The organism is Apibacter sp. HY039, from assembly GCF_004023655.1.
In the GTDB taxonomy this organism is placed as follows: Bacteria; Bacteroidota; Bacteroidia; order Flavobacteriales; family Weeksellaceae; genus Apibacter; species Apibacter raozihei.
Window position 1 is genome coordinate 431,667 of the sequence record NZ_SAYM01000003.1, and the last position, 21,661, is coordinate 453,327.

Sequence of the window (21,661 nt, forward strand, 5' to 3'; positions counted from 1 at the left end):
AGCTGATGAAAAGACTAATTCTTATAATTTTACCGCTTGTGCTTCTGACAAGCTGTGAAAGACGACTTAATCAAGCATTAAAAAGTGATAAGAAAGACTTTATACTCAAAGTTGCCGAGGAGTATGAGCAAAAAAAGAAATATACGCAGGCTATAAGCTTGTATGATTATGCGGCCAAATTTGTGGTAGGTACCGATGAAGCTCCTGAAGTAGCTTACCGAACTGCCAATCTAAACTACAGAGATGGAAATTTCAGGCTCGCTGCCCATCAATTTAAAAATTTTGTTGTTTCCTATCCTAAAGATCGTAGAGTTGATGAAGCTTCCTATATGGCAGCTTACTGTTATTATTCAAATTCTCCGGATTACAATCTGGATCAAACCAATACCTATGATGCTTTGCGTGAATTACAGCTTTACATAGACGGACATCCGAATTCTGATAAGGTTGCTTATTGCAATGAAATGATTAGTGATCTGAACAAAAAACTGGAAAAGAAAGCATTTGAAAATGCCAAGACTCTTTATAAAATAACTGAATACAAAGCAGCTATTGTTTCTTTTGACAATGTGCTGGAAGATTTTCCAGATACCAAGTTTAAAGAAGATATTCTTATTTATTCCTTAAGAGCAAAAACTGAACTTGCAGTAAATTCGATCCACCGTTTACAGGAAGGAAGAATTAATGATGCGGTTAAATCTTATGAAGCTTTTGTAAAATTATATCCTTCATCTGAATATTCAGATGAAGCAAAACGTTTAAATAATCGTTTGGACAATGCACGTGATTCATTTAAAAATAAAGAAAAACTTTTGAATGAAGCAAATGATAAATTAGATGAAAAGAATAAGGATTTAAATAAAGAAAGAAAAAAAATAAGTTAATAATACAACATAATAGTATCCCAAATATGAACCTAAAAGAATTAAATGCACCCTCTACAACTATTACTTTCAACAGAGAACAAATTGAAAGTAAGGTAGGAAACATTTATGAAGCCATTGTTATTATAGGAAAAAGGGCAGAACAAATCAATACCATTATTAAAAATGATTTGAATCAAAAGCTGGATGAATTTGCTTCAAACAGTGATTCTCTTGATGAAATATTCGAAAACAGAGAACAAATTGAAGTATCCAAATATTATGAAAGACTTCCTAAACCGGCACTTATTGCTATTCAGGAATGGCTGGATAATGAAGTTTATTTCAGAAAAACCGAAGCTCAGTAAAAAGTACATATAAAATTATGTCGGTTTTACAAGGAAAAAAGATATTATTGCTCGTAACTGCCGGAATAGCAGCTTACAAAACTTCTTTCCTTGTAAGACTTTTAAAAAAAAAGGGAGCGGATGTTCAGGTTCTTATGACCCCGGATTCCCATCATTTCGTAACCCCTCTTACGTTATCTACATTATCTAAAAACCCTGTTTACACCGAATTTTTTGATGGTGAAACCGGGGATTGGAATAATCATGTTGATTTAGCACTTCATGCTGATTATATTCTTATCGCTCCTGCTACTTCAAACACTCTATCAAAAATGGCCAGTGCAGAAGCAGATAATCTGGTTCTTGCCACTTATTTATCCGCAGTTTGTCCGGTTTTTTTTGCTCCTGCCATGGATTTGGATATGTATAAAAATCCTTTTAATCAAGAAAATATAAACCGACTTCAAAACAAAGGAGATATTCTTATTCCACCCAACAAAGGAGAACTTGCCAGCGGATTGGAAGGTGAAGGCCGAATGGCTGAGCCTGAGGAAATTGTTTCTTTTGTTGAATCTTATATAAAAAAAGGTCTTATTTTCTATGGAAAAAAGTTATTGATAACTGCCGGCCCCACTTATGAGGCTATTGACCCGGTCAGATTTATTGGCAATCATTCTTCGGGTAAAATGGGTTTTGAACTGGCAAAAACTGCTGAAAAATGGGGAGCTGAAGTAACTCTTATCTCAGGACCTACCCATGAAAAAACAGGTTCTTACTCTTCCATTGAATTACTTTCGGTTACTTCTGCTCACGAAATGCTTCAGGCAGTACTTGAACATTATTCTTCTGCAGACATAGCTATAATGTCCGCAGCAGTTTCTGATTATCGACCGGAAATTGTGTCTGACACTAAAATAAAAAAAGACGATGATCGATTAACTCTTTCACTGGTAAAAAATGAAGATATTCTTCTTCGTATGGGTAAAGAAAAGAAAAATCAGTTTTTGGTTGGTTTTGCTCTCGAAACTAACGATGAAGAAAGCAATGCTTTAAAAAAACTAAAAAAGAAAAATCTGGATGCTATCATTCTCAATTCATTACAGGATAAGGGTGCCGGTTTTAAGTCCGATACAAATAAAATTACTATCTTTGATAAAACCGAAAGCAAAGAAATTTTTTCACTCAAATCTAAAGAAGAAGTTGCTGAGGATATTTTAAAATATATACATTCAAGAATTTAAAAATTTGTAAATGAAGCGATTATTTTACATTTTATTATGGTCATTACTGCCTGTTTTCAGTTTTTCACAGGAATTACTGGCAGAGGTAGTTGTTAATTATAGTAAAGTACAGGGTTCAAATACCCAGGTTTTTAAAACTCTTGAAAAAAGTCTGAAAGATTTTATAAATAATACCAGCTGGACCAATCAACCGCCACTGGCATTGCAGGAAAGAATTCGCTGTTCGTTCAGTATATTAATAGACGAACGTCCATCTACCGATAAATTTAAAGGATCCATCCTTATTCAGTCTTCACGACCTGTGTATAATTCTACCTACTCTACACCGGTTTTAAATTTTCAGGATAATCATTTTAGCTTTGACTATATAGAATTTGAACCTCTGATTTTTAATGATAGAAAATTCAGTGGTAAAAATCTTATTGATGTGATCTCTTTTTATGTGTATATGGTGTTAGGCTATGATGCGGATACTTTTTCCCAGCGAGGCGGAACGGAATATTTTACCATAGCTCAGAAAGTAGCAAACAATGCGGTGAATCAGGGATTTAACGGATGGAATTCCTTTGACGGTCCTAAAACCCGCGGAGGTTTAATTGCTGATCTTATCAGCGATCAATCGAACACCCTTCGTGGTATCACCTATCAGTATCATCGATTAGGATTAGATAATATGCCTTCCAATGAATTACAGGCTAAAAATGTTATCGCATCCAATTTGATGAAACTTAATAGTTATTCAGGTAATTATCTATTTTTTCCTCTGGATATATTTTTAACAGCAAAAAAAGAGGAAATAAAAAATATATTTTCCGGAGGACAACCGGCAACATCTGTAAACGTCAGCGATTTAAAAGCTCTGCTTCAGACCATAAACCCTATTAACAGTACCGAATACTGGGATAAAATTAAAAATTAATTCTTATGTTACACCATTTATCAATCCGCAATTATGCTTTGATTGATGTGCTTGATATTTCCATTCCTTCAGGAATGACCACCCTGACTGGTGAAACCGGTGCAGGTAAATCGATCATACTGGGTGCATTAAAGTTGGTAATGGGAGAAAGAGCAGATCTTAAATCTTTAAAAAAAGAAGATGTCAAATGTATTATTGAAGCTGAATTTATTCTGAATAAGGATCTGTTTGCTGGTATCTTTAAAGAATTAGAGCTGGACTTTGAAGAGCATACTTATCTACGCAGGGAAATTCTTCCCTCCGGTAAATCAAGAGCTTTTGTAAATGACAGTCCCGTTACTTTGGATTTTTTGCAAAAATTATCTGCTCATCTTCTGGATATACATTCTCAGTTCGAAACTTCTCAATTGCTGAACGAAAATTATCAACTTCGACTTCTTGACAACTTTTCATCGCTAAAGAAAGATCTGAATGAATACAAAATTGTTTTTGACTCTTTTCGGGATGTAAATAAAAGATTGGCATACCTTCAGGAAAAGCTTGCAGCAGGTAATCAGGATTTTGAATATTCTCAATATTTGTTAAACGAATTGGAAAGTGCTGAACTGGATCATCTAAACTTTACTGAAGTTGAGGAGGAATTAAATGTAATGAAAAATTCCGAATTCTTAGCTCAGCTGTTATCAGAAACTAAACAAATTCTGGATAATGATGATTTAGGTCTATTGGTCAAGATACAAGAAATTTTATCACGGCTGGATAAAGGAACTCAAATCTCTTCAGATTTGGATAATTTAGAATCCAGAATTCAAAGTGTGAAAGCTGAACTTCAGGATATTTCGGATGAAGCTGAAATTATGCTGGAAAAGCTAGAATTTAATCCCGCCAAGTTTGAAGAGTATACTCAAAAAGTAAATTTGATACACGGCCTTCTGGTTAAGCACAAAGTTTCTACAATAGAGGAATTGGTATCCGTACGTGACGAATTACGAACGGCAACTTCCAGTATTTCCGATTTTGAAACAGAAATAGCTGACATACAAAATAAATTGCATAGTCTTACGGAAAAACTTACTAATTTATCCCAAAAATTACATAAAAAAAGAAAGAGTCATATTCCGTTGCTTGAAACCAAGCTCGTGGAAACACTGGCCCGTCTGGGTATGGATAAATCTACTTTAACCATTGATATCACAGATGCTCAGGAATTTACATTTTCCGGTAGGGATAAGATTTCCATTTTATTTTCTGCAAATACCGGAATGAAAGTTCAACCTATATCAAAAGCTATATCAGGAGGTGAACGTTCCCGAGTAATGATGGCTATCAAAAAAATAATGGCAGAAAATGAAGAACTGCCGACTCTCATTTTTGATGAAATTGATACCGGTGTATCTGGACGTATCGCTAATGAAATGGGAAAACTTATGAAAGAAATGGCTCTTCATATGCAGTTGATAACCATCACCCATTTACCACAAGTTGCTGCCAAGGGGAATACTCAATTTAAAGTCGAAAAAAAAGAAGTTAACAGGGAAACTATTACTCAGGTGAGGGAACTTAACCATGAGGAAAGAATTGAGGAAATCGCCCAACTCTTAAGTGGCTCAGATATAACAGATAGTGCCAGACAACAGGCTATAAGTCTTTTTTCCGAATAAATTTATTTCTAGTTAGTAAGAAAATAAGCCCTATTTTTAAATATTTCCATAAATCCTATTTTATGGGAATACCCAATTATATTTTAATTGTATATTAGTCAAGGGTGCTGTATATTTTAACGTGATTTTAATGTGTATCTAAACCTTTGGTTTAGTTATTAAATTAAATAAAGCTGTTATAATTCATTTATTACATAATTTTTATGATAGCTATAAAAAAAATCTATCAAGATGATACATCTTACTGTTATATTTATAACACCAAAAATAAACTTATGATCATTCTTGTAGTATTTTACATCTAGTTTAAAAACATTTAGCCTTATATCTAATTAATTATAATATCATCTCCTTCAATACTCGTAGAAAATTTTTATGCACTCCTAAAATACTCTTACTTTCAAATTTATATTCTTCAGGATTCAAACCAGTCTGTTTTCTTTTATCGTGAACAATAAAAACGACATACACTTTACACAAAATATTTTATTTCAAAAATTTAGACTCAAACAATATTTAATATCTTTGTTGATTCATTAAAAATTTCAAATCAATTATTTTTATGCAGGAGTCCCCGTCATCTACTAAAGGTTTTTTTTATGCTCTTTTTTGTTATATCTCCTGGGGTGTTTTCCCTTTGTACTGGCATATGTTAATCAATGTTCCTTCGTTAGTTATATTATCGAACCGGATGCTATGGTCTTCTGTATTTCTTTTAGCCTTTTGTGTTATTTTAAATCCTGGATCTTTGTGGAAGGTAATGAACAACAGACGAAATATTTATTATATGTTTATTGCTGGGGTATTAATTACCTGTAATTGGGGAACTTATATTTACGCTGTGAATCATCAGTTTATCGTAGAATCCAGTTTAGGTTATTATATCAATCCTTTAATAAATGTTTTACTCGGTGTTTTATTTTTTAAGGAAAAGCTAAGCCGCCTGGAAAAACTGGCAACCTTACTAGCTTGTATCGGGGTATTGTACTTTACTTTCAGTTATGGAGAATTTCCTTCTATTGCCTTTATGCTGGCTATCAGCATGGGAATTTACGGAATGGTTAAAAAGAAAGCAAATCTGCCCCCTGTCCAAGCACTAACGCTGGAAACCCTACTCGTAACTCCTGCCGCAATTATTTACCTGTTTTTTGCCATGAATACCGGTCAGTTCATTATCTCTGAATTACCTGTTTTAACAACTGTTTTACTAATTTTAGGCGGAATTGTTACGGCTATACCACTCCTTTTATTTGCATCAGCTGTTAAAATACTCCCCTATTCTACGCTGGGATTTATTCAATATATTGGCCCTACCATACAATTAATTATAGGGGTATATGTTTTTAAAGAAAAGTTTACATCAGCTCATGCAGTATGTTTTATTTGTATATGGACCGGGTTACTTTTTTTTACAATCAACCTGATACAAAAGTCTTCTGCAAAAAGAAAACTTGCTAAAAAATTAAAATCCTAATCAATACTAACTATTCATTTTAATAATTTATAGTTACAATATTTAGTAATTTACTGTTTTATTATAGCCACAATTGTTTGATAGCTCTACTTTTATAAGCTTATTTTTTTCGTAGGTATAAACATATTTAAAAAATAATCGATTATTTATATATTTTTCTACCACCTGTAACTTTTGATTTTTATAAGTACTTTTAATGTATGATTGTAAATGTTCTACCTCATGAAAACTAATTTCATTGATCATCTGTACCGGATGATTATAACCTGAAAAACTTTCATAGTATTTGGTACCCTTAGGCATTTCTACCTCACGATTACAGGATAATATTAAGTTCACAAATACTAAGATATACCACTTCTGCATAGTTTTAAAGATATCATAAAAATTAAATTTATCTAATTGCTTATATTCTGAACGTAACGATAAACAGAAAATTTTTTTAAAATTTTCTAATATGCAGTGTTATTAAATTGATTTCATGTTTATACGGAAATTAAACAATAGTATAACTTTTTTGAGTTTGTAAGGAAAAATATAGATCCTTTATACAATAATTCAATTTTATATAAATGATTACATTTAAAATTTTGACATTGTGGATATCCTCCCATTTTTTATTCCTGTAAATTTAAGACTATTATTCTTTAGCCAAAATGTAAAAACTTATATTTTTATACTTTTTATCTTATTATATTTTATATTTACGGATTTCCTTTTTTTATGCTCATTAAAATGTCTTTATTTTGCACTCAACATTAAAACTTTATTAAGACCTAATTAGAAGCTATTTTAGATATACCCAAAAATGTATCTAAGAAAAAAAGAAAGCTAACACCTTTCTTTTTTTCTTTTAGCTACTTTACCAATTAAAAAACCATAGCTACTTTCAATTTTGTGAATTTAAGTTTTTAAATCCTTGTATCTACTTATCTAAATTCCATTAAAACATTCCTTATAAATAATAAAAATACACTTGTCAAGCACATTCAATTCTATTTGTGATTTCTTTCTAATCAGTCTCTACTGATGATCTACTATTATATTACCCAAAATACAAGATAAAAAATGAGATAATCATTATTTTTATCTTATTTTATTTAGTATTTTACGGATTTCCTTTTTTTATGCTCATTAAAATATATTTATTTTGTACTCAACATTAAAACTTTATTAAGACCTAATTAGAGGCTATTTAGATATACCAAAAATGTATCTAAGAAAAAAAGAAAGCTAACACCTTTCTTTTTTTCTTTTAGCTACTATACCAATTAAAAAATCATAGCTACTTTTAATTTTGTGAATTTAAGTTTTTGAATCCTTGTATCTTCTTATCTAAATTTCTATTATAACATTCCTTATAAATAATAAAAATACACTTGTCAAGCACATTCAATTCTTTTTGTGATTTTTTTCTGATCAGTCTTTACTGATGATCTATTACTATATCACCCAAAATACAAGATAAAAAATGAGATAATCCTTGTTTTTATCTTATTTTATTTAGTATTTTACGGATTTCCTTTTTTTATGCTCATTAAAATGTCTTTATTTTGTACTCAACATTAAAACTTTATTAAGACCTAATTAGAGGCTATTTAGATATACCCAAAAATGTATCTAAGAAAAAAAGAAAGCTAACACCTTTCTTTTTTTCTTTTAGCTACTATACCAATTAAAAAATCATAGCTACTTTTAATTTTGTGAATTTAAGTTTTTGAATCCTTGTATCTTCTTATCTAAATTTCTATTATAACATTCCTTATAAATAATAAAAATACACTTGTCAAGCACATTCAATTCTTTTTGTGATTTTTTTCTGATCAGTCTTTACTGATGATCTATTACTATATCACCCAAAATACAAGATAAAAAATGAGATAATCCTTGTTTTTATCTTATTTTATTTAGTATTTTACGGATTTCCTTTTTTTATGCTCATTAAAATGTCTTTATTTTGTACTCAACATTAAAACTTTATTAAGACCTAATTAGAGGCTATTTAGATATACCCAAAAATGTATCTAAGAAAAAAAGAAAGCTAACACCTTTCTTTTTTTCTTTTTGCTACTAAACCAATTAAAAAATCATAGCTACTTTCAATTTTGTAACTTAAGTTTTTGAATCCTTGTATTTCCTTATCTAAATTTCTATTATAACATTCCTTATAAATAATAAAAATACACTTGTCAAACACATTCGATTCTTTTTGTGATTTCTTTCTGATCAGTCTCTGCTGATGATCTATTACTATATAACCCAAAATACAAGATAAAAAATGAGATAATCATTTTTTTTATCTTATTTTATTTAGTATTTTACGGATTTCCTTTTTTTATGCTCATTAAAATGTCTTTATTTTGTACTCAACATTAAAACTTTATTAAGACCTAATTAGAAGCTATTTCAGATATAGGCTAAATATATCTGAGAAAAAAAGAAAGCTAACACCTTTCTTTTTTTCTTTTTGCTTATAAACCAACTGTAGACTCAAAAGTATTATTTAGTTTTATCCTTTCATTTCTTTACAAAATACCTCTAATAGCTTTACTGATAAAAATTTCTTTCTCAAATTAAAAGGAGTCTCTACAATATCTTGCAACTCCTGCATTCCCTTATTCCCGAGGATGAATTGGAATTACTCAATATATTTAATAAAGAATAATCAAAAATAAACCGATAATTATCGGTCTTTTTTTTAATTTTTATTGAATTTTTGTTAAAGACTATTTTAAAAGGGTTTTATTATTTCTTTAAATATTTAGTTAGTAAATCCAATATTTTTACTTTATTTTCTGTCTCATAGTATTCATCACTGAGAAGATCTAATTCATCTATAAGTTTATAATCATCAATTAAACCTTTTATTTGCTTTTTTAATAACTTATTACGAAAAAATTGATCATCTAATTTATCTTTATTGACAGAATCATATGCCTTTTGTACAATAAATGCTTTTTCATCTGCTTCAATATCTAAAAGAGCTCTTATTGTTAATAAAGAAAATTGTCCATAACCATTAATAAAGTATTGATCAAAACCTCCATTAAAAACTTGATTTTGAAGAATAGTAACTAAATATGTAATTCTTAATTTCAATGATAATTCAAATATATACTCATACCATTTAATACTTATTTCACCACTAAACCAATCTTCCTTAATACCTTGAACTGAAAGATTATAATACCTATCAATTATTGATTCCATTATTTTATTATTGTATTATTGTATTTTTTTGAGCGCACAAGATACATTTCTTTATTCATCTTAATCAATTTTTGTAAAGTAAAATTAAGAATTTCTGAATATGCTCTTCTTGACTTTAAAGCATCTCTAGCAATAACTTGACGGGCTTTATTAGCAGAAATTTCGTTCCCTAATTATACGGAACACAACCAATGGGTTATCTACAACATCCTGCAACTCCTGCGTTCTCTTATCCCCGAGGATGAACTCGAACTCCTCGATAAACTGAATGCTTAAAAAACAAAAAAGCCAACTTTAAATGTTGGCTTTTGTTTATATTTATGGTTAATCTCCTGTTATCCTTATTTTTTCAATATTCTCACCATTAATTTTAGTTAAAATTAATTTAACTTCATCTTTATATGGTGTTAGATTTTTAATTTTTTCAAGTTCCTGAATAAATATTTGTAAATCTTTTCCTGAATATTGGGTATTAGTTTTATAATAATCCTTTATTTTAAAAATTTCTATAAATTCTTTAGGGTTTAAATTAGCTTTACTAAATAACCAATAATGAAAATTTTCATTGATTTCAAAAATTTCATTTTTTTCTCCTTTTTTGTTATATGTTAAAATTTCTAATCCCATAATTTTTTAATGACATCTAATTTTTTCATGATCGGCTAATTCTTTGAATTCTTTTTGAGGAAAAGCAGTAACTAGTTTTCCATCAGCTTCAACAACTACACGTGATTTATGTAAAGGTGTTGTACCTTCAGCATCTAACCCTATATGTTTTTTCATATATAAATCTATCTCCACTTTGAACAACTCTATCTGGATTTTTAAATGTATCTCTAGCAGTTGTTTTCCATTCTGATTTGTTCCCAGTCCATTTACTTTTATGTGCCCAATCTTCTCCCATACTAACATGTCCTTCTAATACATGCTCTGTTCCTGGTTTTAAATCAATTGTTGGTGGTAAAGGTACTTCTTTAACTTTTAATCCAAATGGATCTATCCAAGTATTCGAGTCGTGAGTATAAGCGTATAAATTCGGGTTATTTCCGGCGAGTCCAATAGGGTCTTTGGAGAGGTAGGAGCCGGTTTGAGGGTTATAGTATCGGAACCGGTTGTAATATAACCCGGTTTCCACATCTTCGTATTATCCTAACTGGCGGAAAGGTATTCATTGAGAATCTCCATTTAAATTCCTAAGGTTCCCGTAGATATCATACTCCGTTTCCCAAATACATTCGCCTTGCTCATTGTATGCCTGTGCCAGTCGTCCTAAATAATAACTATTTCAAAAAACAAGTAATTTATTATTCAAAGATATAAAATTTATCTTATTTATGATTTCAAAAAACTTAAATCTATTCCCGATTACGAGAATTTAGGCTTTACCCTCAAATCTCTTTGTAATATTGCACAAACAGCTTTACTGGCCGAAACGGAATGCAAAAGACTTACTCTTTGCCACAAACCGCTGGACTTATACAATATCTTTACCCTTATTAAAATCCTTATTCCCAAGGACGAACTCGAACTCTTAGATAAGCTCTATGCTTAAAAAATAAAAAAGCCAACTTTAAATGTTGGCTTTTGTTTTCTAATATATAGCTATACTAATTTGTATACAAACAAGAATTAAGATCTAATATGGTAATCCTTTAATACTCTCTAACCATTTATCATAGTATTCATGTAATTTCATTACAGTTACAATTTTATCAGAACTATCTTTAGGTGCAAAAATATTAACTTTTATAGGCTTTGTTGATAATCTTTCACCTAAATCTAATTTGACTGTATAAAGTGAATAATTAGCTCTAGGTATCATAAAATATCCATATGAACAACCTTTTATAAGCATTTTTATTCTATTTTTTTCAACTTTAGTACACAAACCATAAAAAGCATTACTAAGCCTATCTGAACTATTCTCAAAAATATTACCTAGTTCATCAATATATTCAATAAAATAAATTTTATAAGTACCGTTAAATTTATATTTTTTATTAAAAATCAGATCAGTTATTTCGGGATCATCAATTTTTTGTGTCCATATACCAATTGTGGCTTCTATACTTCGCTTTTTTGAATCTAAACAATTTATATTAAAGCTTTGAAAATTTTCTTTATTGTTCATTATTTTTATATTATAAGCATTAATGACAATTCCATTTAACATGATTAGTGTCTGCAATATCTTTAGCATGGGCATGACCTTTTATATTATCATTTGGTATTTGATTTATAACTGCAAATTCTTTTTCATGTGGATAAGGACTATAATCCTTTAAAGTTTTATTTACATCAACCCCTTTGCTATCATCAATCTCAATTTTGTAAACGAAACCTTCTCTATCATAATAATCTGTTGCAAATTCTAATGTACTTTCTAAACTATAACTAGTAGAAATATATTGAGAGGGAACATTGTTTTTAGCATAATTATACAAGTCTACATTTGCATTGAGCTCCTTTGCCTTAAATCCTCCTCCAGCTTTTATTTCTAATGGAGATCGCTCATCAAAACGATAAACGGTAATAATATCCAACCCAAACGGGTCGACCATCGTATTGGAGTCGTGAGTATAGGCGTATAAATTGGGGTTATTTCCGGCGAGCCCGATGGGGTCTTTGCTAATGTAGGAACCTTTTTGTGGAGAGTAGTACCGGAAACGGTTGTAATATAACCCGGTTTCCACATCTTCGTATTATCCTAACTGGCGGAAAGGTATCCATTGAGAATCTCCTTTTAAATTCCTAAGGTTCCCGTAGATATCATACTCCGTTTCCCAAATACAGTCGCCTTGCTCATTGTATGCCTGTGCCAGTCGTCCTAAATAATAACTATTTCAAAAAACAAGTAATTTATTATTCAAAGATATAAAATTTATCTTATTTATGATTTCAAAAAACTTAAAACCATCCCCGATTATGAGAATTTAGGCTTTACTATTAAATCTCTCTGTAAAATTACGCAAACAGCCATTTTAGCAGAACTATCTTTTCCTAATTATACGGAACATGATAAATGGGACGTGTACAACATCCTGCAACTCCTACGCTCTCTTATCCCTGAGGATGAACTCGAATTGCTGGATAAACTCAGTTAAAAGTAAAAAACCGCTTTTCAGCGGTTTTTTGGTTTTAGATATATTTTAAAATTTTGTTTCAAAAATATCACTATCATTTTCTTCAATATTTATCATAGATGCTACAACATAATATTTAATTTTATCCCCATTAAATACATAGACTTCTTCTAAATTAATATTTTGATTTAAAAAATCATTCATTATTACTTGATCTTCTTGTATAGAAATAGAGGTAATACTATTTCCTTTAAATATATTAGGAAGTTTTATAATTTTGACACCTGAAAAAATTAAATCAATGTTTGTAGTAAATTCTGAATTTTTTGGACTTCTAAGTAATAACATAGAATGAGTTACACTGTATTTCCAAATTTTAAATATTCTATTTTTTAGTTCTATTCTCATTTTAAGTACATTTAAATGGATTTTTAACTTCTTTTAAAACACCATTTTCATCTGTTTTCCAATACTTCACATCCCATATAGGTGCCTCAGCATCCATTTTTAATTGGAACAATTCCCAATCTGTAGCACCTCCAATCCCTCTTGCATGTCTAGATAAACCTTCCGATATATCTACTCCATCTAGGTTAAAATGTACAGTATTTCCTTTAGTACTTGCTAAATCTAAAAATTTACTTTTCCAATTAAAAACATCATCTTTAGCCCATTGTTTCCAAGTTTGTCCATCTATGTTTTTAGCAAAATCATCTAAAAAATCTTCAATACCCAAAGCTATATTTAACAACCCAAATGGGTCAACTTGTGTATTAGAATCGTGCACATACGCATACAAATTCGGGTTATTCCCAGCCAGTCCGATAGGGTCTTTGCTTATGTATTGGCCGGTTTCAGGACTATAGTAACGGAAACGGTTGTAATATAAGCCGGTTTCCACATCTTCGTATTGTCCTAACTGGCGGAAAGGTATCCATTGAGAATCTCCTTTTAAATTCCTAAGGTTCCCGTAGATATCATACTCCGTTTCCCAAATACATTCGCCTTGCTCGTTGTATGCCTGTGCCGGTCGTCCTAAATAATGATTATTTCAAAAAACAATTTATTTATCATTCAAAGATATAAAATTTATCTTATTTATGATTTCAAAAAACTTAAATCTATTCCCGATTACGAGAATTTAGGCTTTACCCTCAAATCTCTCTGTAATATTGCAAAAACGGCTTTACTGGCCGAAACGGAATGCAAAAGCCTTACACTTTGCCACAAACCGCTGGACTTATACAATATCTTTACCCTTATTAAAATCCTTATTCCCAAGGACGAACTCGAACTCTTAGATAAACTCAATGCTTAAAAAATAAAAAAGCCAACTTTAAATGTTGGCTTTGTTTATTATACTGATAATTAATTTAAGTACTATCATCTAATTAATACATTACTTTCATCCCATTTTTTTAAATACTCATATACATAATGTTCTTCATCAGAAAATATTTGTATAATATATTTATTCTCATTAATATATCCATAATCTAAACCTACATGACTATCTATTTTTTTTTGTAATTCATTTGAAAAAAAATTTTCGCTATTAACTAATTCCAATCTAAGACCAAACTCTCCAAATAAAATATTAATAATATTATTATCGACAGTATGAATTAAAATATTATTTAGTATCCAATTTTTAATATCCTTTTTACTTGTTAATCCATTCAGTTGTAATTTAGAAGTAAAAAAATTATTATTAGTTTTTATAGTCTCTTTGAAATATTCAGAATATAAATTAATTGCTACATCTTTTGAAAAATCAATGACTTTACAATATTTATTTTTATCATACTCTTCAAATATTTTGTTCTTCCTATTTCTGAGTAATATTTCTGCTTTTCTATTTTGTATTGATTGGTTCATTATGCCTCTTATTTACATTCTACTTTAACAAATAAATGATGATCTTTTAAATTAGGATCATCTATCTTTGCATATCTATTCGTCTTAAAATCATAAGAATTCCATCCGTGAGGGTATTCTCCTTTAGGATTTCCAGCATGAACATGTAATTGTCCATCATTGGTGTGTACTGCTATTACTTTTTTATGTCCATTAGCATCAGTAAATTCATACATTCTTCCATGAGAACCTGGGTTTGAGTCATATTGATAATTAGCAAGATCACTTCCTTTCTTAGTAATATCATCACCTATTTTCCATTGTCTGTCAGGTTGTTGACTTCTAGGAATACCTGCTAAATCTTTAGCCTTATTCATGGCTTGTTTCAAAGAAGTAAAGGGATTATCTTTAGATCCTAAAAGGCTTTCATCCAACCCCCACGGGTCGACCATCGTATTGGAGTCGTGAGTATAGGCGTATAAATTCGGGTTATTTCCGGCAAGTCCTATAGGGTCTTTGGAGATATAGGAACCTGTTTGAGGAGAGTAGTACCGGAAACGGTTGTAATATAACCCGGTTTCCACATCTTCGTATTGTCCTAACTGGCGGAAAGGTATCCATTGGGAATCTCCTTTTAAATTCCTAAGGTTCCCGTAGATATCATACTCCGTTTCCCAAATACATTCGCCTTGCTCGTTGTATGCCTGTGCCGGTCGTCCTAAATAGTCCGAGACTATGGAAGTGGTTTCCCGTTCCGTAATTTTTCCGCTCGGTACCAAGTTTCCTTCTTCATAAATCCAGGTGACCAGATTTTCCACCGGTTCCGGTGCATTCCATGTCGGCATTCCCAGTTCATCCGTAACTACCTGAGGCCGTTGTGATTTCAAATAGCTCCATTCGTGCAAGATAACATTGCCTTCCCAAAGGTAGCGATAAATTTTATCTCCCGCAAATTTTGCGGTTCTCCGGCCCAGGGCATCGTAAGTAAAGGATATAGTCTTGCCTTCGGGAGTACGTACGGACTTTAGCATTCCGTTGCCCTGCCATTCGTAGCCCCAGTCTCCCAACTTCCAGCAGGTATCCGCCTCTTGCGCTTCCTGTGGCGGCTGGCGCAACCGGTCATAGGCTCGTCGTTCGGCACGGGAATAGTTGCGTATTTCGGCCTTCCGGTCAAATTCATTTTCTTCTATCCAAAAGCCCTGTTGCGACTGATTGGGGCTTTCAGTCACTTCAAAAGGCGATGATGAGCGTAACGGTGCGGAAACGGAAGCTGAAATATCTATTTTTCGCCGGGTTTTCCGTTTGAGGTTTCCTTCCTTGTCATACACGTAATACCAATCCTTATCTTTCAGGAGCTTACCGGAGGCTCCGTAAACCTGTTCGGATTTTCCGGAATCCTTATACAGGTTTCCGACTTCATCCGGTAATTTATAATCGTAACTTCCATCTTCATAGCGGGCACTGGCCAGACTGCCGAAGGCATCGTAGGTAAACTCGGTTTTTCCCTGGGTTAAGCCATTCAGCACCTGGGAGAGCTTGAAGCTGGGATTCCAGGAATATTGCCGATTGTAAGTTTCTTTACGTCCGGTATGCACCTGACTGCTGATGACCCTTCCGTAGGAATCGTAACGGGTAGTCAGCCGTATTCCTCCACTAAGTTCTTTTTCAATTTCCTGTCCTAAGTGATTTCTTTGAATTCGGGCCTGCCATCCGGCAGATTCTTTCGTGTCTTTCAGGTGGGCCGTCAATGCAATCTGGTTTCCGTATTCGTCATACGTATTTTCAATACAGGCACCTAAGGAGCTGGTAATCTGGACTCGTCTTCCGTTTTCATCGTACTGGCTGGCAACCCTGTAACCGGTTTCATCCGGTAGTCCGCAGGATTGCATTTCTTCTATAATCCGTCCGACCTCATCGCGGTTTAATTTTACGCAATGGTCCTGATTTCGGGCTTCTGTTAGTTGTCCGTTTTTATTATAGTCATAGGTTTCCCAAGTTCCGTCGGAATGTTCCGAGCGAATTACCTGTCCTCGCAAATTATATTCGTAGAGGGTCCAGGCTCCTCCGCTTTTTTGTACTTTTATTACTTTTCCGGCACGGTCGCGGCTATAGTTTACCTGTGATCGATCAAACCCAATTTCCTGGTTAATGTCTCCTCTGGCATTTCTAACCAATTGGAATCTTTCCTCTTTTTCGTTGCATATCTCTTTGATACGTTCCATTTTGTCGTAAACAAAACGAACCTTTACCCCGTTCTGCTCCCTCATAAGTAAGCTTCCCAAAGGGGTATACTGGAAAGTCATTTTGTTTTTCCCGTCAAAAGCTTCAAGTATTTCTTCGTACGCATTATAGCGGAATTGGGTTTTTATTTGTTCGGATTGTACGCTGGACACTCTTCCCAGTTTATCGTAATTAAAATGCTGTGACAAACCCGATGCGTCTTTTACACGAGTTACGTTTCCCCTAAAATCATATTCCCACCGGGTGCTTATTCCCTTTGGATCGGTTAAGGTCGTAAGGTTGTTATGTGCATCATAACTCATGTACAGGGATTCTTCGTTTTTCCGGATTTCTGAGGGCAGGTTTTTCTCATTGTATCCCAGTACGGTAAAACTATCGTCCGGTTCAATTACGGCATGCAGCAATTGACTTTCTTCATTATAAATGTAGGTACGCTTTTGTCCTTCCGGAGAAATCATGAGGGTTAAACGGTCTTTTTCATCGTACATGAAAATCTGCTGGCTGCCATCAGCAAAAGTAATCGTTGTTTGATTTCCCCTGTCATCATAACTATATCCCGTGCAATTACCTTCTTCATCAATTTCCCGATATAGTTCCATAAATTCGGTATAATGGAAAAAACGGGAATTACCTAAAGGATCTTTGATTTGGGTAACCAGCTGATCCGCGGTATAATAGTAATAGGTTGAGGCTCCCTGTGCATCGGTAATGCGATTATAGCCTTTTTCCGGAAAATATTCCATCCGGCCTTCCTGTAACCCTCCATCTCCCCAGGTATGCACGCATTTTGCTCCACAGGTGGTTCCGTCATACTCCCAATAAAACGATTGCCCGTTTCTATCGGTTTTTTTTACCATCAGTGTGCCCTGATATTGGATATGGGTGGTTTGTTGTAAACTATCCGTAATACCGATCATATTTCCTGATTCATCATACCGGTATTCCACCAGAGTTTCTTCTGTGGTCGGATCTTCCCCTTTCAGGGCTATCCGGGTTATTTTTTGCTCTGCAGAGTAAATTTTAATTTTTCTTTTTGCCGTATCGGTAATTTCTGATAAGATATTCCCCTGATAGGTGAATTCAAGGGTAAATCCTGCGGGATTTTCAAGGGTGCTGAGTTTGTATTCACGTTCGGAAACTTTATGGTTATAACGATAGGTTTGTTGATTTTCATGAAGATGCAAGTCAAAAGAATTCGGATTTCTCTTCAACGTCATTTTTTCCTGTCTCAGGTAAAATTCATCTCCTACATCCAGCAGGGGAAAAGCTATCACGCGGCCATCTTCGACACGTACAGCTATCGCATCTTCTTCGGGAATAATTTCAATTTCCAGGTCGTAATTGGCATGTACTCCATGTCCTAAAGCTCCGCAATAAGAAGAATCAGAATACCAGGTCCGCTTCCATTCCAGAGGAATAACCCCGGGAAGACTAAAATCGGTTCCCTCGTAAAATACAGCACCGTTAATTAAATTAACCGGTTCAAAACCTGCATGACAAAGGGCCTTTCTCAACCATTTGGGGCCTTTGCATTTTTTTAAGATTTTGCTGAACGCTTTTCTACCCATATTCATTATGGCTCCAAAGCCGAAACTCATGGCCAGTCCTCTCAATACTCCGCCCCAGTCAGGCGGATACGGGCCTCCTACATTTACATTGGAACCGGTGGGAATGGGTAGCGAATAAGACGTAGGAGCAAACAGGGTGGGTACCAGTTTCCAGAATTTTTTCTTTCCCGGTTGTATGGATAAGGGAATCCCAATATCATTACAAGTCATCAGCATATGCCCTTTAGGGCTCAGCCGGGTACCTTCTGCCGTTACGGTTTGAGAGGCAAAAAAATTCATTGATTCGTGCCCGATAATTGGAGCCATCAGCCAGGGAGGTGTAAATAAAGGAATATGTACCAACGGAATAATGATGCCGCTGGTATCTGATACGCCCCTTTTGATTCCGTTTACATGTACATTGGCTCCTATAAAAGGAATATAATCCATCGGATCTAATACCAGCCCTATGTAAGGATGAAAAGGATTAAACGGAGGTAATGTGGTAAAGTGTATGTCTATTCCCAGTACCGGGGTAAAATGATTATCTGTAAGTAGCATTTTTTTAATTTTAATTTATACTAACCTGCGGAGATACTTCCAGTTTTGAAAAAGCCCGGTGTCTCCACTGTTTTCCATATAGCCGGATCATACGTTCATCAATTCTCTGGTATTCTTCTTTTGAAATACGGGAAGAATGACTCAGATAATAATTGGCAAGAAAGCTAAACTCGGTTGCCTTTATAAAGTCGTCTTCCTGCTGGTACAGTTCGTTAAAGCATTCAGCTTCCATATAGCGCATCATATCCGACTTCATGAAATTTTTCTCCGCCAGAATAATGGCGTTTTTACAACTGCTGACAGCTTCTCCGTACTGTTGGTTTTTTACTGCTTGGGAGGTGCTTTTTATAAACCATTCCCAGGCTTTTTGAGGGTGTCCTTCAATACTGTAATAAGAAGCTTTGTAATTATACAACTGTAGCTGAATACCTAGGGCTGAGGATGCCTGACTCCCTTGCAGGGAGCTACAAATTTGCATGCCTCTATCGAGCAACCCATGTATTTTACTATCTTTAAATCCAAATAAGAAACCTGCATAGATCAGGTGGGCGGAGGCCCATACTTCTTTTTGTCCGGTAGACTGTCCAATATCCAGTATTCTTTCTCCCCAGTGGTGCACTCCCTTGCTATTTCTCAAAGAAGCTTCTTTTCCCATCTCCAGCATGCAGGTTCTGAATTTTACCTGCGGATCATTAGGATTTCCTCCTTTAATGAGCTCTTCATAGGCTCCTTTCATATTTTGATCTTCTATAAGCAGGGTACATCCGGAATAATCCGGGTTTTTCATCAGTCTGGAATAGTACGAATCCTGTGAATAGTCCGTTAAAACTATTCCTATATTTTGCGGAAGCTGTAAGGCTAATTTATCCAGCCATATGGCAAAGTCCTTATAACTGTGTACTTTTCTGGGGACAATCCCTATTCTTAGTTTTTGAGGTTGTTCAGGTATATAGTGCTGATAACTGGTAAGCATTTCTATTAGCAGATGCCCCTGAGGTTGCTGGGAATTGGCTTTTAATACCTTTTCTTTATACACAGGAAAATCTATCCACGGTAAATCCGGGATTTTATCCAGGCTTTTTTCGTATTCATTAATCCAATCCTTTGCTAATTGATACGAATAATTATCTGCAGTTTCAAAATCCGTCAGTAGTACCACTAAAACCTCGTCTATTGTGCGGTGTACGGAAGATTCCCATTTGTAAAAACCGTTAACCAGTGGCAAATCGTCTTCATTCGTTAAAGATAAACGTACTACTTTATACTTCCTCCCCTGTACTTTATTCTTCCATTTCTGCTGTATATGATTGATTCTCACAGCCACCGGGTTGTGCTCATTCGTCATAAACGTACTTTTAGGTTAATTTAGATTTACGGATCCGGATCCTTTAATATTGGATATGGTTGATTCTACATCAATGGTTTGTCCTGATTTAATTTCAACCTGTCCTTTGGCTTTTACGGTAATTTTAGGTGCTTCTTCTTTTATGAGGGTATTACTCACCGTTTTTACCACATCAATGCCTTCGGTCTTATGCGATTTGGTTTTGGTTTCTATTTTATCTTCTCCTTCTACTTTTATTTCCTTACCATTAATTTTGATTTTACCGTCTTTATGGAGTTCTATACTGGAAGCTCCACAGGTTATTACAATTTTATCCCTGGAGTCTAACGTAGTATTTCCGGCTCCATCCATGACCAAACTTGCCGGACCCTGATCAGCCAGTTTCATATCTCCTTTCTGGTCGTTAAAAGTGAGATTAGAGCCTGCTGCGGTTTGTAACCCTTTCATATAATTTCCTGCGCCTCCGTGTCCGCTCTTTCCTTCTCCGTTAAACATGGCGCCAATAACTACCGGTTTCTCTGCATTTCCGTTCTCAAAGCTTACAATAACTTCTTCACCTATCTCCGGTATCACGTGCATTCCTTTGCCTTTTCCTGCATACGGAGTGGTTACTCGTATCCACGGACTTTGTCCCTGGGTAGGTTCCTGCCACGGAAATTGTACCCGTATACGGCTCATGCCGTCCGGATCGTTGTTATCGGTTACTATGGCAGATTGTTCTTCGCACTCCGGTATGGCATTTTCATCCATGTAGGCCGGCACTTCATTGTCCATCGGTACGCCTATCAGCTGGTTGTAATATCCTTCGGTAATGTCCTGATGGTGGCTGATTTCTATGACTTTATAGGATTCCAACGGAACTTCCCCGTTTTTAAATATCTCATGCCCCGGCATCCAGGCTTTCATCTTCACAATATCCCCCAGTCTCAGGTTCGGGTTATTGGTCCTGGCTTCCAGAAAGAATACATTCTGGCGGCTCAGCTTCTGTCTTTTTACCGCCTCTTTGAGTTCCGGCTCTCCTTTTTCTAATAAGGACTGGTTATACAGGGACAAAGGTACCTTGGAATAGACTTCTTCAGAGGCTTTGATGGCATGCTGCTGGAAAGGATTCACCAGCTGGTGGGTAATGGGCACACTGTCCGAGTTTACCGTATGGTTTTTTGCTTGCTTGGCATCGTAACCTATATAGGTAAACTTCTGGGGTACCAGTCGCATACTCAGCTCATAGCTGTAAATATCCTGTTCTTCCACCAGTTCTTCGGTCTTTCCTCCACTGCCTCCAAAAACGATTTTTTGTCCGTTGTAATACAGC

General features: G+C 34.1%; 20 protein-coding genes. 7 read left to right on the top strand and 13 right to left on the bottom strand.

Features of this window, described 5'->3' with window-relative positions:
- Positions 1 to 5 precede the first annotated feature (5 nt).
- The 6 genes from EQ921_RS09290 (at position 6) to rarD (ending at position 6,505) form a co-directional block, all read left to right on the top strand.
- Entirely contained in the window at positions 6 to 884 is an 879-nt protein-coding gene (locus EQ921_RS09290) for an outer membrane protein assembly factor BamD (protein ID WP_164875293.1), read from the top strand.
- Positions 885 to 910: 26 nt separating this feature from the next.
- Entirely contained in the window at positions 911 to 1,231 is a 321-nt protein-coding gene (locus EQ921_RS09295; protein ID WP_128152501.1) for a DNA-directed RNA polymerase subunit omega, read from the top strand.
- 17 nt (positions 1,232 to 1,248) lie between these two features.
- Positions 1,249 to 2,451 carry a bifunctional phosphopantothenoylcysteine decarboxylase/phosphopantothenate--cysteine ligase CoaBC gene (gene coaBC, locus EQ921_RS09300; RefSeq protein WP_128331436.1) on the top strand — a complete coding sequence of 401 codons (1,203 nt, stop codon included), beginning with the start codon at positions 1,249 to 1,251 and terminating at the stop codon, positions 2,449 to 2,451.
- Positions 2,452 to 2,461: 10 nt separating this feature from the next.
- Positions 2,462 to 3,370, top strand: coding sequence for a DUF4835 family protein (locus tag EQ921_RS09305; RefSeq protein WP_128331437.1), 909 nt, complete (start codon positions 2,462 to 2,464; stop codon positions 3,368 to 3,370).
- A gap of 5 nt (positions 3,371 to 3,375) precedes the next feature.
- Positions 3,376 to 5,031 carry a DNA repair protein RecN gene (gene recN / locus EQ921_RS09310; protein WP_128331438.1) on the top strand — a complete coding sequence of 552 codons (1,656 nt, stop codon included), beginning with the start codon at positions 3,376 to 3,378 and terminating at the stop codon, positions 5,029 to 5,031.
- A gap of 562 nt (positions 5,032 to 5,593) precedes the next feature.
- The gene (rarD, locus tag EQ921_RS09315; protein ID WP_128331439.1) at positions 5,594 to 6,505 is read left to right on the top strand and encodes an EamA family transporter RarD; all 912 of its coding nucleotides are present in this window, start codon (positions 5,594 to 5,596) and stop codon (positions 6,503 to 6,505) included.
- A 42-nt stretch (positions 6,506 to 6,547) separates the two neighbouring features.
- Here rarD and EQ921_RS09320 read toward each other — a convergent pair whose 3' ends face one another.
- The 9 genes from EQ921_RS09320 to EQ921_RS09355 all read right to left on the bottom strand — a co-directional run bounded on the left by EQ921_RS09320 (position 6,548) and on the right by EQ921_RS09355 (position 13,795).
- Positions 6,548 to 6,871 (bottom strand): hypothetical protein, encoded by a 324-nt coding sequence (locus EQ921_RS09320; protein ID WP_128331440.1) that lies wholly within the window; start codon positions 6,869 to 6,871, stop codon positions 6,548 to 6,550.
- Between the two features lie 2,379 nt (positions 6,872 to 9,250).
- Positions 9,251 to 9,715 carry a DUF4375 domain-containing protein gene (locus EQ921_RS09325; RefSeq protein ID WP_128331441.1) on the bottom strand — a complete coding sequence of 155 codons (465 nt, stop codon included), beginning with the start codon at positions 9,713 to 9,715 and terminating at the stop codon, positions 9,251 to 9,253.
- 324 nt (positions 9,716 to 10,039) lie between these two features.
- Entirely contained in the window at positions 10,040 to 10,342 is a 303-nt protein-coding gene (locus EQ921_RS09330; RefSeq protein WP_128331442.1) for a hypothetical protein, read from the bottom strand.
- A gap of 6 nt (positions 10,343 to 10,348) precedes the next feature.
- Positions 10,349 to 10,516, bottom strand: coding sequence for a hypothetical protein (locus EQ921_RS14750; RefSeq protein ID WP_164875616.1), 168 nt, complete (start codon positions 10,514 to 10,516; stop codon positions 10,349 to 10,351).
- Positions 10,470 to 10,850 carry an RHS repeat-associated core domain-containing protein gene (locus EQ921_RS09335; RefSeq protein WP_185144511.1) on the bottom strand — a complete coding sequence of 127 codons (381 nt, stop codon included), beginning with the start codon at positions 10,848 to 10,850 and terminating at the stop codon, positions 10,470 to 10,472. Before EQ921_RS09335 ends, EQ921_RS14750 begins: the two co-directional genes overlap by 47 nt.
- 501 nt (positions 10,851 to 11,351) lie before the next feature.
- Positions 11,352 to 11,888 (bottom strand): hypothetical protein, encoded by a 537-nt coding sequence (locus tag EQ921_RS09340; protein WP_128331443.1) that lies wholly within the window; start codon positions 11,886 to 11,888, stop codon positions 11,352 to 11,354.
- A complete protein-coding gene (locus EQ921_RS14935; protein WP_128331444.1) occupies positions 11,866 to 12,408 on the bottom strand; it encodes an RHS repeat-associated core domain-containing protein in 543 nt (180 codons plus the stop codon). Before EQ921_RS14935 ends, EQ921_RS09340 begins: the two co-directional genes overlap by 23 nt.
- A gap of 456 nt (positions 12,409 to 12,864) precedes the next feature.
- Positions 12,865 to 13,206, bottom strand: a complete 342-nt coding sequence (locus tag EQ921_RS09350; RefSeq protein WP_128331445.1) for a hypothetical protein — start codon at positions 13,204 to 13,206, stop codon at positions 12,865 to 12,867.
- Position 13,207: 1 nt separating this feature from the next.
- Positions 13,208 to 13,795, bottom strand: coding sequence for an RHS repeat-associated core domain-containing protein (locus EQ921_RS09355; RefSeq protein ID WP_128331446.1), 588 nt, complete (start codon positions 13,793 to 13,795; stop codon positions 13,208 to 13,210).
- Positions 13,796 to 13,840: 45 nt separating this feature from the next.
- Here EQ921_RS09355 and EQ921_RS09360 point away from each other — a divergent pair, with 45 nt between their 5' ends.
- The gene (locus EQ921_RS09360; protein WP_128331447.1) at positions 13,841 to 14,116 is read left to right on the top strand and encodes a hypothetical protein; all 276 of its coding nucleotides are present in this window, start codon (positions 13,841 to 13,843) and stop codon (positions 14,114 to 14,116) included.
- Positions 14,117 to 14,181: 65 nt separating this feature from the next.
- Here EQ921_RS09360 and EQ921_RS09365 read toward each other — a convergent pair whose 3' ends face one another.
- The 4 genes from EQ921_RS09365 to EQ921_RS14760 form a co-directional block, all read right to left on the bottom strand.
- The gene (locus EQ921_RS09365; RefSeq protein WP_128331448.1) at positions 14,182 to 14,676 is read right to left on the bottom strand and encodes a hypothetical protein; all 495 of its coding nucleotides are present in this window, start codon (positions 14,674 to 14,676) and stop codon (positions 14,182 to 14,184) included.
- A gap of 8 nt (positions 14,677 to 14,684) precedes the next feature.
- Positions 14,685 to 19,004 carry a DUF6531 domain-containing protein gene (locus EQ921_RS09370; RefSeq protein ID WP_128331449.1) on the bottom strand — a complete coding sequence of 1,440 codons (4,320 nt, stop codon included), beginning with the start codon at positions 19,002 to 19,004 and terminating at the stop codon, positions 14,685 to 14,687.
- 10 nt (positions 19,005 to 19,014) lie between these two features.
- Entirely contained in the window at positions 19,015 to 20,349 is a 1,335-nt protein-coding gene (locus EQ921_RS09375) for a hypothetical protein (RefSeq protein ID WP_128331450.1), read from the bottom strand.
- Positions 20,350 to 20,364: 15 nt separating this feature from the next.
- Positions 20,365 to 21,661, bottom strand: a 1,297-nt coding sequence (locus tag EQ921_RS14760) for a phage baseplate assembly protein V (RefSeq protein WP_221410482.1), incomplete at its 5' end; no start/stop codon positions are given.

Coding starts and splice junctions, on each gene's coding strand:
- EQ921_RS09305 (WP_128331437.1), top strand. CDS start 2,462: ATGAAGCGATTATTTTACATTTTATTATGGTCATTACTGCCTGTTTTC.
- EQ921_RS09350 (WP_128331445.1), bottom strand. CDS start 13,206: ATGAGAATAGAACTAAAAAATAGAATATTTAAAATTTGGAAATACAGT.
- EQ921_RS09370 (WP_128331449.1), bottom strand. CDS start 19,004: ATGCTACTTACAGATAATCATTTTACCCCGGTACTGGGAATAGACATA.
- EQ921_RS09330 (WP_128331442.1), bottom strand. CDS start 10,342: ATGGGATTAGAAATTTTAACATATAACAAAAAAGGAGAAAAAAATGAA.
- EQ921_RS09375 (WP_128331450.1), bottom strand. CDS start 20,349: ATGACGAATGAGCACAACCCGGTGGCTGTGAGAATCAATCATATACAG.
- EQ921_RS09340 (WP_128331443.1), bottom strand. CDS start 11,888: ATGTTAAATGGAATTGTCATTAATGCTTATAATATAAAAATAATGAAC.
- EQ921_RS09295 (WP_128152501.1), top strand. CDS start 911: ATGAACCTAAAAGAATTAAATGCACCCTCTACAACTATTACTTTCAAC.
- EQ921_RS09320 (WP_128331440.1), bottom strand. CDS start 6,871: ATGCAGAAGTGGTATATCTTAGTATTTGTGAACTTAATATTATCCTGT.
- EQ921_RS09360 (WP_128331447.1), top strand. CDS start 13,841: ATGATTATTTCAAAAAACAATTTATTTATCATTCAAAGATATAAAATT.
- EQ921_RS09365 (WP_128331448.1), bottom strand. CDS start 14,676: ATGAACCAATCAATACAAAATAGAAAAGCAGAAATATTACTCAGAAAT.
- EQ921_RS09290 (WP_164875293.1), top strand. CDS start 6: ATGAAAAGACTAATTCTTATAATTTTACCGCTTGTGCTTCTGACAAGC.
- recN (WP_128331438.1), top strand. CDS start 3,376: ATGTTACACCATTTATCAATCCGCAATTATGCTTTGATTGATGTGCTT.
- rarD (WP_128331439.1), top strand. CDS start 5,594: ATGCAGGAGTCCCCGTCATCTACTAAAGGTTTTTTTTATGCTCTTTTT.
- coaBC (WP_128331436.1), top strand. CDS start 1,249: ATGTCGGTTTTACAAGGAAAAAAGATATTATTGCTCGTAACTGCCGGA.
- EQ921_RS09325 (WP_128331441.1), bottom strand. CDS start 9,715: ATGGAATCAATAATTGATAGGTATTATAATCTTTCAGTTCAAGGTATT.